The sequence below is a fragment of the Pseudoalteromonas sp. 2CM36K genome (genome assembly GCF_023161865.1).
In the GTDB taxonomy this organism is placed as follows: domain Bacteria; phylum Pseudomonadota; class Gammaproteobacteria; order Enterobacterales; family Alteromonadaceae; genus Pseudoalteromonas; species Pseudoalteromonas tetraodonis.
Genome location: NZ_JALNTK010000004.1, coordinates 1 through 17927, shown reverse-complemented (window position 1 = coordinate 17927; position 17927 = coordinate 1). Strand labels below are relative to the sequence as shown.

The 17927-nt window shown below is 39.9% G+C and carries 20 protein-coding genes; 14 read left to right on the top strand and 6 right to left on the bottom strand.

What is annotated here, in order from left to right:
* Positions 1–62 precede the first annotated feature (62 nt).
* Positions 63–281 (top strand): hypothetical protein, encoded by a 219-nt coding sequence (locus MTN97_RS03260; RefSeq protein WP_036982493.1) that lies wholly within the window; start codon positions 63–65, stop codon positions 279–281.
* 253 nt (positions 282–534) lie between these two features.
* Entirely contained in the window at positions 535–1785 is a 1251-nt protein-coding gene (gene icd / locus MTN97_RS03255) for an NADP-dependent isocitrate dehydrogenase (RefSeq protein WP_248473680.1), read from the top strand.
* Positions 1786–1796: 11 nt separating this feature from the next.
* Here the strand turns inward: icd and MTN97_RS03250 are convergent, their stop codons facing one another.
* Positions 1797–2243 (bottom strand): hypothetical protein, encoded by a 447-nt coding sequence (locus tag MTN97_RS03250; protein WP_036982496.1) that lies wholly within the window; start codon positions 2241–2243, stop codon positions 1797–1799.
* Between the two features lie 109 nt (positions 2244–2352).
* A complete protein-coding gene (locus MTN97_RS03245) occupies positions 2353–3300 on the bottom strand; it encodes a LysR family transcriptional regulator (protein WP_036982498.1) in 948 nt (315 codons plus the stop codon).
* A gap of 117 nt (positions 3301–3417) precedes the next feature.
* Between MTN97_RS03245 and aceK the strand changes: the two genes are divergently transcribed.
* The 6 genes from aceK (at position 3418) to MTN97_RS03220 (ending at position 8825) form a co-directional block, all read left to right on the top strand.
* Positions 3418–5199, top strand: a complete 1782-nt coding sequence (gene aceK / locus MTN97_RS03240) for a bifunctional isocitrate dehydrogenase kinase/phosphatase (protein WP_248473679.1) — start codon at positions 3418–3420, stop codon at positions 5197–5199.
* A 397-nt stretch (positions 5200–5596) separates the two neighbouring features.
* Positions 5597–6559 carry a zinc-binding dehydrogenase gene (locus tag MTN97_RS03235; protein ID WP_069439533.1) on the top strand — a complete coding sequence of 321 codons (963 nt, stop codon included), beginning with the start codon at positions 5597–5599 and terminating at the stop codon, positions 6557–6559.
* A gap of 86 nt (positions 6560–6645) precedes the next feature.
* The gene (locus MTN97_RS03230) at positions 6646–6900 is read left to right on the top strand and encodes a DUF2999 family protein (protein WP_008113615.1); all 255 of its coding nucleotides are present in this window, start codon (positions 6646–6648) and stop codon (positions 6898–6900) included.
* Positions 6901–7330: 430 nt separating this feature from the next.
* Positions 7331–7939 carry a signal peptidase I gene (gene lepB / locus MTN97_RS03225; protein WP_312842958.1) on the top strand — a complete coding sequence of 203 codons (609 nt, stop codon included), beginning with the start codon at positions 7331–7333 and terminating at the stop codon, positions 7937–7939.
* Between the two features lie 123 nt (positions 7940–8062).
* Positions 8063–8197, top strand: a complete 135-nt coding sequence (locus tag MTN97_RS17860) for a hypothetical protein (RefSeq protein ID WP_282447296.1) — start codon at positions 8063–8065, stop codon at positions 8195–8197.
* A gap of 106 nt (positions 8198–8303) precedes the next feature.
* The gene (locus MTN97_RS03220) at positions 8304–8825 is read left to right on the top strand and encodes a DUF2937 family protein (protein ID WP_248473677.1); all 522 of its coding nucleotides are present in this window, start codon (positions 8304–8306) and stop codon (positions 8823–8825) included.
* A gap of 14 nt (positions 8826–8839) precedes the next feature.
* Here the strand turns inward: MTN97_RS03220 and MTN97_RS03215 are convergent, their stop codons facing one another.
* Positions 8840–9382 carry a DUF3365 domain-containing protein gene (locus MTN97_RS03215; RefSeq protein WP_248473676.1) on the bottom strand — a complete coding sequence of 181 codons (543 nt, stop codon included), beginning with the start codon at positions 9380–9382 and terminating at the stop codon, positions 8840–8842.
* Positions 9383–9517: 135 nt separating this feature from the next.
* Between MTN97_RS03215 and MTN97_RS03210 the strand changes: the two genes are divergently transcribed.
* On the top strand, positions 9518–9691 hold the full coding sequence (locus tag MTN97_RS03210) for a hypothetical protein (protein ID WP_248473675.1): 174 nt from the start codon (positions 9518–9520) through the stop codon (positions 9689–9691).
* Between the two features lie 224 nt (positions 9692–9915).
* Complete coding sequence (locus MTN97_RS03205) at positions 9916–10557, top strand: hypothetical protein (RefSeq protein ID WP_248473674.1); 642 nt, start codon at positions 9916–9918, stop codon at positions 10555–10557.
* 112 nt (positions 10558–10669) lie between these two features.
* On the opposite strand, the gene metG is transcribed toward MTN97_RS03205, so the two are convergent.
* Entirely contained in the window at positions 10670–12694 is a 2025-nt protein-coding gene (gene metG, locus MTN97_RS03200) for a methionine--tRNA ligase (protein WP_013465054.1), read from the bottom strand.
* 177 nt (positions 12695–12871) lie between these two features.
* Between metG and apbC the strand changes: the two genes are divergently transcribed.
* Together apbC and dcd are read left to right on the top strand one after the other, a co-directional pair.
* Entirely contained in the window at positions 12872–13948 is a 1077-nt protein-coding gene (gene apbC / locus MTN97_RS03195; protein WP_248473673.1) for an iron-sulfur cluster carrier protein ApbC, read from the top strand.
* Positions 13949–13950: 2 nt separating this feature from the next.
* Complete coding sequence (gene dcd / locus MTN97_RS03190; protein WP_013465052.1) at positions 13951–14535, top strand: dCTP deaminase; 585 nt, start codon at positions 13951–13953, stop codon at positions 14533–14535.
* A 17-nt stretch (positions 14536–14552) separates the two neighbouring features.
* Here dcd and MTN97_RS03185 read toward each other — a convergent pair whose 3' ends face one another.
* Both MTN97_RS03185 and MTN97_RS03180 read right to left on the bottom strand, forming a co-directional pair.
* Complete coding sequence (locus MTN97_RS03185) at positions 14553–15338, bottom strand: CLCA_X family protein (protein ID WP_036982525.1); 786 nt, start codon at positions 15336–15338, stop codon at positions 14553–14555.
* A 21-nt stretch (positions 15339–15359) separates the two neighbouring features.
* Positions 15360–15953, bottom strand: coding sequence for a tRNA-uridine aminocarboxypropyltransferase (locus MTN97_RS03180; RefSeq protein ID WP_036982528.1), 594 nt, complete (start codon positions 15951–15953; stop codon positions 15360–15362).
* Between the two features lie 132 nt (positions 15954–16085).
* On the opposite strand from MTN97_RS03180, the gene MTN97_RS03175 reads away from it, so the two are divergent.
* Complete coding sequence (locus MTN97_RS03175; protein WP_036982530.1) at positions 16086–16430, top strand: Hpt domain-containing protein; 345 nt, start codon at positions 16086–16088, stop codon at positions 16428–16430.
* A 128-nt stretch (positions 16431–16558) separates the two neighbouring features.
* Positions 16559–17776 carry a pyridoxal phosphate-dependent aminotransferase gene (locus MTN97_RS03170; protein ID WP_036982532.1) on the top strand — a complete coding sequence of 406 codons (1218 nt, stop codon included), beginning with the start codon at positions 16559–16561 and terminating at the stop codon, positions 17774–17776.
* The last annotated feature ends 151 nt before the right edge of the window (positions 17777–17927 follow it).

Sequence of the window (17927 nt, the reverse complement as noted above, 5' to 3'; positions counted from 1 at the left end):
TCTTATTACCTGGAAATCCTGCGGAGGGTAGTTTAGATATTACGCCATGGGACTTTATCAAAATGACCCTAGCTTGGCTAAAAAAGTGGATACTGGATTTACAATTAGCCGCAAAAAAAGCCAATAAAAATATAAAACTGAGCACAAAAAAATCTCGTGATCAGTCTTTATTACGCCATGTACATCAACAAATTGCTGACTTGGATTTGTTATTGCGGTTATACAAAGCCAATATAGTTTTAATAAATACTTATTTGCCTATTACAAATAATCTCATTTAGCAGGTTAATTTTATAATTATCCGGTGGTTAAAATTAATCTGCACTTATGCTCTACTCAGTAATGTTCTATTTGGTCGGGTGTTAAATAAAATGTCTGATGCCATCTTGATTAAAAAATCGTTCCCTCATTTTTACTAATAGTGAATACCGTGCAGTTATTCGCTGCGGTGATATCAATTATAAAAATGCAATTACAGACACCTATTAACTAACATGCTTTAATGGAAAGAGGATGTTTTTCTAGGTGTTAACAATGCAATATCAACATATTACTGTGCCAGAATATGGTGAAAATATACTTATTGATGAACAAGGACAGTGGCATATACCCGAACACCCTATTATTGCTTATATTGATGGTGATGGCGTTGGGCTGGACGTGATGCCAGTGATGCGAAAAGTAGTGGATGCCGCCATAGAGCATAGTTATGGCGCAAGACGCAAAATTCATTGGATGCAAGTTTACAATGGTGAGCAAGCTGCCAAGCTTTATGACGGTGATTGGTTCCCTCAAGAAACGATTAATGCAGTACGAGAGTGTAAAATCGCGATTAAAGGCCCTTTAACCACACCGCTTGGAGGCGGGTTTCGCTCGCTCAATGTCGCGCTTCGTCATGAAATGGATTTGTATGTAAATATGCGAACCATTAAAGGATTTAGTGCATTACCGTCACCCTTAAAAAACCCATTTACCACGCATATTACTGTGCTGCGTGATAGCAGTGAAGATGTGTACTCAGGAATTGAGTGGCAAGCGGGCAGTGTTGAAAGTGAAAAAATGCTCGATTTTTTATGTGAAGAAATGGGCGTAACACGGCTTCGTTTTACCCAAGAATGTGGTTTAGGTATTAAAAATATCTCTAAAGAGGGATCAGAGCGATTAATACGCTATGCAATTAATTATGCCCTAAAAAATAATAGTGAATCACTCACTTTAGTTCACAAAGGTAATGTACTTAAGTTTACCGATGGCGCATTTAAGCGTTGGGGATTTGCACTGGCCAAACGTGAATATGCTGCCGTTGAGCATCAAAACGGGCGCTGGCTTGAAATACAACGTGCTGATTTACCGCCGCTGGTTATTAAAGAAGTAATTGCCGATAATATGCTTCAGCAGTGTTTAATGAATCCTGCTCAATTTGATGTGGTGGCCACCACTAATCAAAACGGAGACTTTTTGGCCGATATGCTCAGTGCACAAGTCGGTGGAGTAGGGATTATGCCGGCGGCAAACTTAAATACCGAAGTTGCGTTTTTTGAACCCACACATGGTACATTTGAGCGCATAGCAGGGCAAGATAAGGCAAATCCGAGCAGTAGCTTATTGAGTGCGGTGTTAATGCTTAAGTTTATGGGATGGAGTGAGGCTGCTTGTTTAATTGAAAACGCGCTTGAAAGCACATTTGCCAGTGGACAGGTTACATTTGATTTAGCTCAATCAAATCATAACTCGACAACCTTAAGTTGCAAACAATTTGCCAACAAGGTTATCGAGCACTTTTAAAGGGCAGCATTTTACGCTGCAGAGGCGTTAGCTGTTTGCTTGCGATGAACGCATGGACGCTCTGTCAGCTCTGCAGCTCTGTGGTAAAGTTTATGGGCGCTTGGCTCATCACAGAGTGTGCCACTAAGCGTATCCATTAAAGCAACCACAATAATTGCAGGCACTTGGCAACAGTATTCATCTAGAACCGCTGCGGTTGTTTGTGCATCTACATGACAATGTGGATGACTTTTACGTTGATATGCATTTAATAAAGTATTCACGTCGAGAATGTCGTTTTCTTGGTGTTTTGTTTTACGACATGTACACCCAAACTCATCAACTAACGTGGCTAACGCTTGGTAAACGTGTTGCGTTTGAAGTGTTGTTTTACGACACAATTGTTGTTCAATGAATTGATGTAAATTTGCATCAATGAATAATCCGTCTTGTTGTGTGAAGCTCGCTGATGTTTGCATAATTATTACTCTTAGTTTGTTGGCTTAATTTCACTGTAGCGCTAAGTGTAATATTAATGAAATTGTTGTTTTCAATAACTGATATTGATTTTATCAATATTTTAATTCTTTACCTATCAATCACTGTATTTGCAAACGCCAACAACTCGCGTCTAAGCCATTGGTGCGCTGGTGTATGGTGTAACAACGGGCTCCATATCATTTTTACTTCTATGGGGACGATTTGAAATGGCACAGGGCTAATCACTAAATTAGTATGGCTAGTTAAAAGCTTTGCTTGACGGCGCGGAAGGGTTGCAATGAGTTGCTCAGATTGACACAGTAAACTGGCAATCATGTAATGACGAGTAAACACTCTTATTTTACGTGTTTGTTCTAATTGCCATAATGCCTCATCGACCCAGCCTAATTTTTGTTTACCTGATTTATTGGTTACAGCGGGTTCGGGGCCCCAGCCGGCTCGATTAACCCAAATATGTTCACTTTTTAAGTATTGGTCTAAGTTTGCATCGTTTAAAAATGGATTATGTGGATGGGTTAAACAACAGTAGTTATCTCGCCATACAGTAGCTTGATGAAAAGAGCGCGGCAGACCATTAAAACGGTTTATTGCCAAATCGATAGTGCCTTTTTCCATATCCTGTAGGTTCACGTCGCTGGGGCTAAGTACATCGAAGTCAATGCCCGGATTTTTAGCTAGCTGCTCGCAAATAAAGGGGGCAATTAGCGTCGATTCTAAATAATCGTTTGCCATAATACGAAACGTCACGTGGGCGGTAGCCGGATTAAACTGCTCACTTGGTTGCGTGATCTCTTCTGCCATTTTTAACAGCGCTTCAATTTCGGGCTTAAGGGCAAGGGCTTTAGCTGTTGGAGTCATGGAGCCCGCAGCTCGTACCAGCAAAGGATCGTCAAATAAATCTCTTAGGCGTTTTAACGCATTGCTCATAGCTGGTTGTGTTAATGCGAGTTTATTGGCCGCTTTAGACACACTTTTTTCATCAATTAATACATTTAAATAGACGAGTAGGTTGAGATCGACATTTCTTATATTCATATGATCAATTTTATTTATTTGCTGTATTAATTATCTAAATTAAAGCGTGCTTGCTAAGGTGTAAACCTCTAATAAAAAATAATCAGCATAATTGCTAAAAATAGAAGCGCCTATACTATGCCTAGCACGTCGTTAACGTCTACCCACAATCCTATACAAGAACTCATAGCCACTAAGTTAGCACGCGCTGTATTTGCTGGCTTTGAAGCTATGTTTGCACAGTTTTTAAATATTACCTTAGGGGCACAAAGTCGCTTTGAACAACGCCAATATCATGAGGTGCAAGCGGCAATGCGAGCGCGCTTGCAAGTATATGAGCGTCAAGTAAAGCAGGTGAGTGAGGCCGTTAAAGTGATTGCCTATGATGAACTAAACTGTCCGCAAACATGGCAACGTGCAAAAAATATTTATGGCGAAATGGTTAAAGAGCATGAAAACCAGCCAATTGCACATACGTTTTTTAATTCTACTTTTGGCGCTATTTGGGATGATAAAAAAATTCGTACGGTGCATTTATTTGTCTTAAAAGCAAAGTACCGGGGGCAACCACGTTCTTATGAAGGGCTTGTGAGTCGTATTTCCTTAAAAGAAGGGTTTGATAGCGCAGTTAAAACCTTAGTTGATGAACAAGTGTTTAGAGTGCCATTTAAAAGTTTAAACGAGGACTTAGCTAAACTACAAGCAACGTTAACCCAAGGGGCGCAGCAACAATGCCGACAAGTGTATGAGCTAATAAGTTTAAATGACGGCTATATTGAGTACGCTAACTCACACTTTTACCGAAATAAAGCGTGTTATGTAATAGGACGATGTATTGCTAAAAATGGCGATAATATGCCCTTTGCAATTGCCATTTTAAATACCCCAGACGGGCTTACAATTGATGCTGTAATGATGGGCGCTGATCAGCTGAGCTTGTTATTTGGCTTTGCGCGCACGTACTTTATGGTAGATACCGACCAACCTGCACGGTATGTAGATTACTTAAGTGTGTTAATGCCTCACAAACAACGGTTTGAATTGTTTAATGCGATTGGTTTTATTAAACATGCGAAAACAGAATTTTATCGCTATAAGGTGGACACGACTAAAAGTAGCCCCGAGCAATATAAATATCATTTAGCACCAGGTACACCAGGTATGGTGATGCTTGTTTTTACAATTGATGGCCTAGACTATGTGTACAAAGTAATAAAAGATAAGTTTAGTGCACCAAAAACGGCGACAAAACAGCAGGTAAAAGATAAGTATAACTTTGTAAAACAGGCTGATAGAGTAGGGCGATTAGTTGATACTCATGAATTTAGATACCTAGCCTTTGATTTAAGTCGTTTTAGTGATGAACTGCTTACTGAAATGAAAAAACACATTGGTAATAGCTTAATTATTTCGGGCAAAGCGTTAATACTCAAACATGTCTATGTTGAGCGAAAAATGACACCGCTTAATTTATATATCGGTCAATGTACCAGTAAATCACTGCAGCAGGTGATGGTTGACTATGGTAAAGCGATAAAAGAGCTTGCCAGTGCAAATATTTTTGCCGGTGACATGCTAATGAAAAACTTTGGCGTGACACGTTGGGGGCGAGTGGTATTTTATGATTACGATGAAATTTGCCCTCTTACTGATTGTAATTTTAGAGAAGTGCCAAATACTGACAACGCGTTAGAGGAATTAAGCTCACATTCTTATTTTGATATAGACCAAAATGATATATTCCCGAGTCAATTTAAGGTGTTTTTTAGTGCCAGCAGCAGTGCCTTTAGCCATTTTAATCATTATCATAGTGACTTATTTACGGCAAAGTACTGGCAAATGACTCAGCAAGGTATTGAGCAAGGTCAGCTTCCTGATGTATATCCTTATAAACAAAGCTGGCGCTTTAATAATTTATAGTTTTGTTTATCTTTCATAGTTAAATTCGAAGTTGTGTTTTTAGGCAAGGCTTCCCCTGCAATTGCTGATAACGCAGCATAAATGCAGAACATGCACTGCCCAACGAGTTCGGCCTAAATTGAAAAAAGTTTAGTCCACAAAGGCCAATAAACTGATTAAATCAGCGCTAAATTTTTGTACTTAAGGCGCTGTTAACTCCAAAAGGAGTATTATGAGGTTTATATTAGTTGGCTTCGCTTTTTTTGTCAGGCTTTGTGTTTGCCAGTGCCAAAACCCCGAGGTTACATCAATAAAATTACTAACCGCTACACACTTTAATTATATTACACAGAAAATAACGAGTTAGTTGAAGCCGAAGTATGGCGAAAATCAAATAGAATAAAATACGAGGAGATTTATGCAGTACATTTCACATCAAGATCAGCAGTTAGCGTTTGAACAAACCGACAAGCCGAAGATTAGCAGTAATGAAGTATTGGTAAAAGTAGCAGCGATTGGCGTTAACCGCGCCGATTGTATGCAGCGCCAAGGTAAGTATCCTGCTCCTGAAGGGGATAGCCCTATACTAGGACTCGAATGTGCAGGTACCGTGTGTGAGCTTGGCAGTGAGGTAGACCCTAAATGGCAAGATAAGCGTATTTTTACTCTATGTGCCGGTGGTGCGTACAGTGAATATGTCGCGGTAGATGCGCAGCAATTAATGGAATTGCCAGATAATATTTCTATGGCACAAGGTGCTGCTATTAGTGAAGTGTATTTAACTGCCTTTGGCGCACTCTTTGAGTTAGGAAAACTACAATCAGGGCAAACGGCGCTTATTCATGCCGGTGCCAGTGGCGTAGGCGGAGCGGCTATTCAAATGGCAAAAAGTGCCGGTGCACAGGTGGTAATAACAGCAGGGTCTGATGAAAAATGTGAACACGCTAAAGGCTTGGGTGCTGACCATGTGATTAATTATAAAACCACTGATTTTGTTGAATATATGAAGGCACATAACTTAAGTGCAAACGCCATAGTCGATCCGGTTTCTGGCCGCTATTTGAATAAAAATGCCAAAGTGGCCGCAATGGATTGTCAGATTGTGATGCTCGCATTTTTAGATAGTCGCTTTGCCGAAGTCGATTTTGCACGCTTATTACAAAAGCGCATTTCGTTTCATGCCTCCACATTGCGTAATCGCAGTATTGCGTTTAAACGCGCGTTAAAAGATGCATTTGTAGCGCGCTTTTATGATGATATTGCCAATCAAAAGTATGACTTTAATATTTATAAAACCATGCCATGGCAACAAGCTAGTGAGGCACATGCCATTTTAGAGGGTAATGAAAACTCAGGTAAAGTTGTATTGTTGGTAGAGTGAAACAAGTAATGCCACAGGGATTAATATTGTTAATCCCTGTATGAGGCCATATACTTTAACAAACTATTTCGATTTTAAGGTTAATAATGAATCCAATTATTGCAATATTAAAAGAGCACAATGTCAGCGATGAAAAAGTAGCTGCATTATTTGAAGCATTTACCCAAAACCCAATGATGGCTATGGCTTTAGTACAAGAGCTGGGCATACCACCTGAAAAACTGCAGCAATTGATGGCGGTAGTAATGACCCAACCTCATTTAATTAAAGAAGCAACGGATGAATTAGGTTTAGATTTTGCAAAAGTACAAGAAGCGAAAGACAAGTTAAACCAGCAGTAAACTATCTTTAGAGGCATGTTTTATGCTTGTCTCTATCCCTAAACATGTTTTGTTACACACTCATTTGAACGGCTCTGCATTTATACAATTAAATAAATACTTAACCTATAGCAGAGACAAAACATGAAGCGACTTTATAAATTTTGGAAAAATAACCGTTCTTAAGGGCCTGTTAACCTTTCAAGGTTGAATTTGCAGTAGTCTGTTTGGTATTTAAGCAAGGCAGAGCCTATGTGGTGTGGTTATTCCCCATAAATAGGCGATAACGTAGCATCAATGCCAAACAGGCATTGCCCAAAGGGTTCTTCCAAGGGGCGATTAACTCTTTGTTACTCGGTTTTTACTTAGCCCACTAGGTTACAAACCTCGCGCCGCGATTAAATCGCCCCTTGTTTGAACAAATTCCAATCCGCAAAGGTCAACAGGCCCTATTGTTTTTATTATTTTAATGAGCGTGTTTCGTAGTGCCGTCGCCGATTGGTACGAAGTACCAACAGGTTCAATGAAACCGACTATTGAAGAAGGCGACCGAATCCTTACCGATAAAATGGTGTATGATTTACGTATACCATTTACGCATGTATCCCTGTTAAGACTGGCAGAACCAAAAACCGGCGATATTATTGTATTTGATTCTAAGGTGGCGGGTAACCGTTTAATAAAACGCGTTATTGGCACACCAGGTGATACAATTTCATTTCAAAACAACGAATTGACCATTAATGGTGAGAAAGTAAGTTATAGCACTTTAAACAAGAGCATTCAGTGGCTAGATAAAACTGAGCACTTAAAGGGGCATGCTCATACCATACGGCTTACCAAATCGGCAGCAAGCTTAGTGCAGTTTTCGGCAACATCGATAGCAGCAGATCATTATCTTGTTATGGGTGATAACCGCGATAACAGTGCGGACTCACGGGTTATTGGATTAATTCCACGTGATGAGTTGCTTGGTCGGGCAGAGCGTGTGATTGTCTCGCTTGATTATGATGATTACTACTTGCCAAAAAGTGACCGATTTTTGAAGCGTTTAGAATAAAAAACTTACTATTATAATGGCTAAGCAAGACTGTCCTATGTGTGCTGCGGCACATGCTTGGGTTGGCTTAGGGCGAATTATGTATGTGAGTTCTACTGCACAGTTAACACGTGGCTAAGTGAAATGCACGTTGCTACAGCACCGGTCAATCCTTTGCCTATTGAGGCTATTTCTCCCAATGCGGCGGTTTATGGTCCAGTACCGGCACTTGCAGAGCAAGTTCATGCTTTGCACCGCCAATTTCACCAAGCAAGGTAACTAAAAAAGCAGCGAGCTGTCCTTTTATAATTCAATTAGCAAATAATGAGTGTATGTTATAGTTACCTGTACTCATTTTTAAATCAGAGCTGCAAAAGGCATAACTATGATTATTAAGATGTTTGATAAACTACTATTTGCTTGCGCTTTTATTGTTTCATTGCAACTACCGCAGCTGAGTGATCATTACCAACAACATTTAGCGGGTTTGTATCATGCGACCAAGTGGCAAGTTGATGGCTATGCAAAAACGGCCAAGCAATATAACTTTTCTAGCACGCAAGCGATGATAAACCGCCATTTAGCAAACACTGAACCGAGTGTCAGAGCCGATGCAAATCAAAAACAGCAAACATTACTGCAATTTGCCGATTTAAAAAAAGGGATGGCTATTTTTGAACAAGGTAATTTAGTGCAAAAAATGCTGTATATGTTCTCCCCTGAGCGCGTTGACAGATTACAAAATACACTTGATAACTTTAAGTTAGGTATCCCTTTAACCGCGAGTGCAGTGTTGTTTGCATTGGTATTAGCTATTTTATTAAATCAATTACTTATGCTGCCACATGCTTTATATGTTAGGCGTAAAAAGCGTATTGCATCCGATGCGGTAAAATTTAATAGCTGATCGTCAATGAATTATCATTGGTAATTTTCACTGGCCCTTTTAACAACAAATGCGCCACGAATGTCACCCAGTTTAAAATCAGTTGCCTGATCATTAGGGTATAAAGTCGTTATTTTTTTAGAAACTGTGGGGTCAATCTGACTGCCATGACACGCTAAACACGCTTTTTGAGTAGGAATCGCTTTTACAAAATACCAGCCATCCGGTCTTTGCTCTTGATATTCTATGCTTGCTACCGGCTCGCCATTGAGCTTACGTTGTTCAAAGTTTAATAAAATATTTTTGAGCCATGCATCGGGTTGATTATCTGAGTTACGAGTTTTCAAAGCACTACGGCTAATTTGCCAAGGACTATTGCTATGTTGTGAAGCGATAGCGGGTGCAGCTGTATTACATACACTTATTGCCGCTAGTGGGCCGCTTTGTTTCATAGTACTAACCAGTACCTGTTTTAAATCACTTGAAAATGCCTTAATGGTTTGTCGTGCCTCGTCGGTATCGTTAGCAAAAGCAGCGGATGAAAGAAATAAACTGGAAAAAAGCAAAATAATGCGCATAATACACCTTTAAATATTAGAATATTCTAATATACAGGGTATCAGGTGTTTTTCAAGTAAATCGTTTAGCGTTTAAGCACTTTTTTACTTAAGGCACCGCGCCTAAAATCGATAAACAGTTTCAAGAGAAAAGATATGCACAATAAGCACGGTGAGAGTAAAATAAAAAACCAACAAAATAACCATGATGCTGGTGGACTTAATGCACAAGATCCATTAGCCGCTATTAAAGCAATTCGACTCGAACAGTTAGCGCAATGTCGGCTAAAAATACAAAAAGAAATGCAACACATGCAAAACAAAAAATAGCCTTGGGCGATAAAAACTTGCTAAGTTAACGTTATTAATTTTAAAGGTTGGATAGTGCAATTAATCCGTTATCTATAAAACATCCGCATCAAATTATTACTTTTATAGCTTGGCTGTGCGCTTTAGCTGTGATGTTAATAGGGCTACTTGCGCCTGAAAATAAACGTGTTTTAATGCTGTTGACTCTGAGTTCGCTCTGCTTACTTATGTTTAATAGTGTAACGATGTCAGCTTGGGTATTTAAACGTTTTAAAGACCAACAATTACGCTTTATTGCTCTTTTAGGCTGTGGCGCTTTTCTGTTATGTATCGCGGGTGATGTGGTTAATTTTAATTTACCCCAACACTATTATCGCTATAGTACCTTGATAAAACATGATTACTTAGTGGATTCAATCTTATTTTTTGCACCTGGTTACAGCCTTTTATTTATAGCCTGTGTGTTAGCTTTTAATCTAAAACGCCGGGTGTCGCTTATAAAAAGTGCACTTTTTTTTGTTGTTGTGTTGGTGCTAACTAGTGCGTCGTTCTCTACTATGTATCTTGAGGGGGCAGGAGATACTATTTTAGCTATGACTGGGGTTTATAGCTTAGTGATAACGGCTGTTGGGCTTATGGGTCTGGTATTAGTTGTTGCCTATGGTGGGATTAACGCACCCAAATCAATAGTGTGGGTGAGCTTAGGACTTTTCCTTGCTGCATTGGCTGATGCTATTATTGGTGCTTTTTGGATTTATGGTAATCAGGGGCAAGGCTTTTACCCTCAAGTGCGCTATATAAACTGGTTTGTGTATATTAGCTCGCAAAGCTTGGTGATTCACTTAGCAAAAGTTGTTGCAGTAGTACCAAATCGCAATAATGCTTAATCATTTTCAGGGAGCAAACCAGAGAATAGCAGTGTTAAAAATTCTCATTAGAATAGCTAAATAACAGATGAAAAAAAAGCCGCTAAATATTAGCGGCTTTAAGCGATAATAATTACATTACGCGCATACCCGGCTCAGAGCCGTCGTCTGGGTTAAGAATGTAAATTTCTTTACCACCAGGGCCTGCCGCAAGTACCATGCCTTCAGACATTCCAAAACGCATTTTACGTGGTTTGAGGTTAGCAACCATTACCGTTAGTTTACCTTCAATGTCTTCTGGTGCGTAAGCCGATTTAATTCCAGCAAACACTTGGCGAGTTTCACCGCCTAAATCAAGGGTTAATTTAAGCAGCTTGTCAGCGCCTTCTACGTGCTCTGCTTTGGCAATTTTAGCAACACGCAGGTCTACCTTTGCAAAGTCATCAAACTCAATCTCTTCGCTAATAGGCTCTTTTGCAAGTGGGCTATTAGGATCGATTTTGTCTTTTTCAGCAACTAAGCTTTCTTTTGATTCTTCAACCATTTTATTCACTTTATCCATTTCTACACGTTGCATTAACGGCTTAAATTTATTGATAGGGTGGTTTACTAGCGCTGTTTGGGCACCCTGCCAAGATAATTCATCATTTAAAAAGGCTTCAACATTACTTGCCATGCCAGGTAGCACTGGTTTTAAGTAAGTGATCAACACGCGAAATAGGTTAAGTCCTAGTGAGCAAACCTGATGCGCTTCTTCTTGCTTTGACTCATCTTTAATAAGCACCCAAGGCGCGGCATTATCAATAAACTGGTTTGCTTTATCAGCAAGTGCCATGATTTCACGAATTGCACGGCTGTATTCACGGTTCTCGTAATATTCGGTGATTGTCGCTGATGCGTTCTGGAATTCTGCAAGCAGTTGAGGTTGCATAACTGTATTGCTCAGCTTACCGTCGAACTTTTTAGTAATAAAACCAGCACAACGACTGGCAATATTCACTACTTTACCTACTAAGTCTGAGTTTACACGTTGTGCAAAATCTTCAAGGTTTAAATCTAAATCGGTAATGCCACTATTAAGTTTAGCTGCGTAGTAGTAACGTAAAAATTCTGGGTCTAGGTTATCTAAATAAGTACGCGCTTTAATAAACGTACCTTTTGATTTAGACATTTTTGCGCCATTGACCGTAACAAAACCATGGGCGAATACGTTAGTTGGCTTTCTAAATTGAGCGCCTTCTAACATGGCAGGCCAAAATAGACTGTGGAAATAGATGATGTCTTTACCAATAAAGTGATAAAGCTCAGCGTCTGAACCTTCTTGCCAAAATGCATCAAAGTCGATGCCCTGTTTATCACATAAGTTTTTAAAGCTCGCCATATAACCAATAGGCGCATCTAGCCATACGTAAAAGTATTTACCTGGTGCGTTTGGAATTTCAAAACCAAAATAAGGTGCATCACGGCTAATGTCCCATTGCTGGAGACCATCGGCAAACCACTCATCTAACTTGTTAGCCATTTCTTGTTGAATTGTGCCTGAATGTAGCCACTCTTTAAGCATGTCTTCAAAGGCGGGTAAATCAAAAAAGTAATGCTCAGAATCTTTTAAGATAGGCTCAGCACCCGACATAACAGAGCGTGGGTTAATCAGCTCGGTTGGGCTGTAGGTTGCGCCACAGGCATCACAGCTATCCCCGTTCTGATCTTCTGATTTACATGTAGGACACGTGCCAGTGACAAAGCGATCTGGCAGAAAAATGCCTTTTTCTGGATCGAATAACTGTGAAATAGTGTGCTTTTTAATATGACCGGCATCGTTAAGGCGATTATAAATAAGCTCACTAAATTCTTTATTCTCTTGGCTATGGGTACTGTGGTAATTATCAAATTTGATATTAAAGTCAGCAAAGTCGCGTTGGCGCTCGATACTAACGTTTTTTACCATTTCCTCAGGCGTGATCCCTTGTTTTTGCGCATTAAGCATAATAGGTGTGCCATGAGCATCATCGGCGCACACATAGTACGCTTCGTGGCCTTGTAGTTTTTGAAAACGCGACCAAATATCAGTTTGAATATACTCTAATAAATGCCCTAAATGGGTAGGGCCATTGGCATAAGGTAATGCGCTAGTAATCAGGATCTTTCGCTGTGCCATAATCATTCCGAATTAAGCGTTCCTAGTCAGGAACAGATGAAAATTATTACATTATCGATAAGCAAAGTGATAACAAAGCACACTGCTTATCGATATTTACTAATTGACTGGTGTTAATGCCCTGAATGTTACATAATTCCGTGGCACTTTTCATCAAAGAAACGCTATTTTATTGCTATGTTTGGACTGTCGAAACTATTCTCTGCAAAATCGGTGCAAAAACAACCGATTATTTCTGCTCTAGCGGCCTATCGCAGTGCCGCTTTCGCTGTGGGTATTGAGCAAGATTTCATTGCTGATATCACTCAAAACACTGATAAATCAATTACGGTTAAACTCAATCTCCCTTTTGCGGCGCAATCTGAAATGCCGCATGTGGCTCAATTTTTGACTGAGCGTTTAAAGATTGATGTAAACGTAACGGCTAGTGTTCACCTTAAAGAGGCTGCGAAATTTAAAGCCATTAAACATATTGTTTTAGTCGCCTCAGGAAAAGGTGGGGTGGGTAAATCTACTACGGCTGTAAATCTTGCGGGCTCGCTTAAAAATGAAGGCGCAAAAGTAGGCATACTAGATGCCGACATTTACGGTCCGTCAATTCCTATGTTGTTAGGATTAGTTGGCAGTGAGCCGGTTACAAAAGACAATAAACAATTACAACCGTTTGATGCCAATGGTATTAAAGCGCAATCTATCGGTTTTTTAGTCCCCAGCGATGATGCCACCGTATGGCGCGGTCCAATGGCCTCAGGGGCGCTTAGTCAGCTTTTAAATGAAACCGATTGGGGTGAACTTGATTATTTAATTGTAGATATGCCGCCAGGTACCGGTGATATTCAATTAACCATGAGCCAAAAAGTGCCAGCCAGTGGCACCGTGATTGTCACGACGCCACAAGACTTAGCGCTTGCTGATGCGCAAAAGGGTATTGCTATGTTTAATAAAGTAAATGTGCCAGTGCTCGGTTTGATTGAAAATATGAGCCATTACATTTGTGAGCATTGCGGCGAGGCCAACCATGTATTTGGTAAAGACGGTGCGCAAAAATTAGCCCTTAAACATGGTGTGCCTGTGCTTTCGCATATTCCGCTTGCGATTGATATCAGAGAATCCTCTGAGCAAGGTAAGTTGATTGCCGATGATACAGATGCGGTTATTAGCAAAACTTACAGCGCGGCCGCGCGATTGGTTGCCAGCACGCTTTACTATCAACAACATCACAACGCGATTGACGTTGTGATTACGGAAGATTAAAAATGAGACTTTCAGATACACATATTAAAGAATACTTAAACGATGGGCGCATTGTTATCGAGCCCGCGCCAACGAGTGAAATGATTTCAGGGGTTACCGCTGATCTTCGCTTAGGTAATAAGTTTAGAACATTTCATGCCCATAATGCCGCTTATGTTGATTTAAGTGGTCCAAAAGATCAGCTTAATAAAGCGTTAGAATCAATCATGAGCGACGAAATTGTATTAGCTGAAGGCGAAGCGTTTTTTCTACATCCTGGCGAGCTTGCGTTGGCAATAACCTATGAAAAAGTAACCCTACCTGCAGACATTGTTGGTTGGTTAGACGGGCGTTCATCGCTGGCACGTTTGGGTTTAATGGTGCATGTTACAGCACACAGAATCGATCCTGGTTGGAGTGGTAATATTGTTTTAGAGTTTTATAACTCTGGTAAGCTGCCGCTTGCACTCAGACCTATGATGAAAATTGGCGCAATGAGTTTTGAAACACTTACCGGTCCGTGTGAAAGCCCTTATAACACCCGCATTGATGCAAAATATAAAGATCAGAATAGTGCGGTAGCAAGTCGTATCAGTGACGATAAATAACTGAGCTAAACAATGGCTTATTTTTCTAGTTGATGAAGCGCATAACCTAATAGTTGAAAATAATGGTTAAGCGCTTCATTGGCGTGTAACGTGTGATTTAGCTCAGGATAAATTAAGTTATTATTACTTAAACCGCCGACTAAAAAACTGTTTTTGATTGTTTGATGCTCGTTGATACAGGCTTCAAAACACCGAGCAGCAAGCTCCTCTGGCATACTCATATACAGCTGATTATGCGCTTTATCAAACGCAATGCATTTATTTACAAATTCATTGGCATGTTCACCGCTTTGCTCTAAAAACACCTGTTTATAAAATTGATTAAGTGCATCATTAAGTGGATGGCTTAAGTCGGGTGAGTTTGATAACCATAACTTAGAAGCGAAACCAAAGCGGGTTTTTGATTTAAACAAATGCTCACTAATATGATGATCAAAAGCATGAAACCATTCATGGGCTAAAGCGCCACCGCCTGCATTTTTAGCCAGTGCTAAGGTTTGGTCATACGCATTATAATGTGCTTGCACGCCTTTTTGTCCACCGTGACCAAAAGCGAAATTAAGCTTGCCACGCAGGCCAATGGCTGTGGGTGGTAAATGCAAAATCTGCGCTAAATCAGCCAGCGCATCATAAATTAAGTTGGCACTAATAAAGCGCTCTTCTTTAGTAACCCATTTACCAACCACCATAGAACGAAAACCAAATGTGGTTCTTATATCACTAAAATCGACTTGATCGTCAAAACGATAGTCGGGACCTTGGCGAGAAAACCCGCGTTTTAATCGAGATGTGGTATTACGCATCGGTTATTTTATTTCAGCTTATTACAAGTAACGTGCTTTTACGTGAGCGGGCATGTGTTGGGTTTGTTTTTTTATTAATTCCTCTAATAAACCATACAAGGGGGCAGGGTTTAGTGCTTCTATGAGCCATAAACTATGTGCTACAGCTTCTAGTGTCGATAAACTATCTGCTCTAGGGGCTTTACGAATAGCATAACGGTTGGTGGGGATATGGCTAAAGCTTACCGTTTTAAACTGTTGTAATAACGAGGTTAATTGCAAAATTTTAAAGGCTTTATTCCATGTACCATCAATCACAATTAAATGCGTAATCTCTTGTAGATTTTCTTTACTATTCGGTCGGTCTAATTTTACGGCGCTCTCGCTTGGGTAGAGTAATACGCTCGATTCAATAGGCAGGTCTTGTAAACTGGCGAAGTCCTGATTATTTTCGCCTCTAATAATTTTACAGTGGGTTAAACCCAAAGCTAATAGCTGCGCCGTATTTTTGCTAACTTTTGCTTCACTGGGGTGCTGCAAAATAATAACCTGAGTTTGGTTATTAACACGGGTAATTGCGCTGCAAATACAAGTGCTTAGCGAAAAGTTACACTGTTTACAAAGAGGGCGTGCCATTGAATACACTATGTCGTTAGTACATTTGGCGTAATTATACATTTTTGCACTAATAAAGTTGGTTTTTTTTGTGCTTAGATATAGAGTAAGAGATAAGAAGAAAATCGATGGACCGTATTGAAGGGCATGAATATGACAGAGATCAATATTGACGAATCCGCTTTAGAAAGTATGGAATCGCTATTAGGAGAACAATTTCCAGATACGCTGGAATTTTGTTGTGCGGAATTTGAGCGATTGGGTAACGAAGCAATTGCTGCGATTGGGCAAGATAAAGAGGCTGCTATTCGCCACTCTCATAGCCTTAAATCAAACGCCGCTCAATTTGGTGCGGCAAGTTTAGCCGAAGTTGCCCGTTTAATTGAATATAATTTAAATAACGGGAATGACGAGCAGGCTGTTAATGCAGCCCATGGATTAATGGCACAAGTTACTGGTTCACAAGCAAAACTAAATGCATGGTTAGCTGGACGCTAAGCGTGTTTTAACAGTAATAAAAAAGAGTGTTAACGTGAATTTTTTTCAGTTTTAAGCGCTTAATTTTTCTAGTAATTCACGGCTTTACTGCGTTAGTCTAATGACTAACTTGCTCTTTAGAGGTAACAATGTCAGAAATAAAAAAGAGTCATAAATTAGACGGCGTCTGTTATGACATCCGAGGTCCCGTTTTAGTGCAAGCTAAAAAAATGGAGGATGAGGGCCAAAAGGTATTAAAGCTTAATATAGGTAACCCCGCCGCATTTGGTTTTGATATGCCAGAAGATATGCATCGCGATATCATCCGTAATTTATATTCAGCTCAAGGGTACTGTGACTCTAAAGGTCTTTATTCTGCGCGTGTTGCTATTTATCAGCACTACCAACAGCGTGGCTTACACAATTTAGACGTTGATAATATTTACATTGGTAACGGTGTGAGTGAACTTATCCAAATGGTTACTCAAGCACTGTTGAATAATGATGATGAAGTGTTAATTCCTGCCCCAGATTATCCACTTTGGACAGCCTCGGTAAGATTAGCAGGTGGTAATCCGGTTCACTACTTGTGTGATGAAGAGCAAGATTGGTTTCCTGACATTGATGATATTAAGAGTAAAATCACTTCTAAAACCAAAGCATTAGTGCTGATTAATCCCAACAACCCAACCGGGGCTGTGTACAGTGACGCTTTGCTTGAAGAATTGATCAATATTGCTCGAGAGCACAAACTACTGCTGTTAAGCGATGAAATATACGAGAAAATTCTATACGACGGCGTTACCCATACTTCTATTGGTTCATTATGTGATGATCTCCCTATCATCACCTTTAATGGCTTAGCTAAAACATACCGTGCTGCTGGGCTGAGAATGGGCTGGATGGTGTTAAGTGGTCGCACGGCATTAATGACAGATTTAATTAAAGGCTTAGATATTCTTGCTTCAATGCGTCTTTGTGCCAATGTGCCTGCACAATATGCAATTCAGCAAGCACTGGGAGGGGTTCAATCAATTGATAGCTTAATAGACCCCGGTGGGCGTTTATATGTGCAGCGAGATATTGCTTGGCGCGGCTTAAATGCGATTGATGGAATTAGTTGTAAAAAGCCAAAAGGGGCGCTTTATGCTTTCCCTAAAGTGGATACCGCTAAATTCAATATTAAAAGCGATGAACAAATGATGTTTGATTTGTTAAAAGCAGAAAAAATATTATTAGTGCATGGGCGCGCCTTTAACTGGCCAGAGCCTGATCACTTTAGATTGGTATTTTTACCTAATAAAGATGATTTATCGAGTGCAATGATGAAAATGCAGCGTTTTTTCAAAGATTACCGACAAGAATAGAAAATAAAAAGCGAGCCAAATGGCTTAATGCAGATCAGTTAAGAATATTTTTATGATCACTTGACTGATCTTTTCATGGCTTCAAAATCCGATATTAGAAATAATATCGGATTTTTTTATGTCTCTCATTCAGCACTTCGATAACATGTCT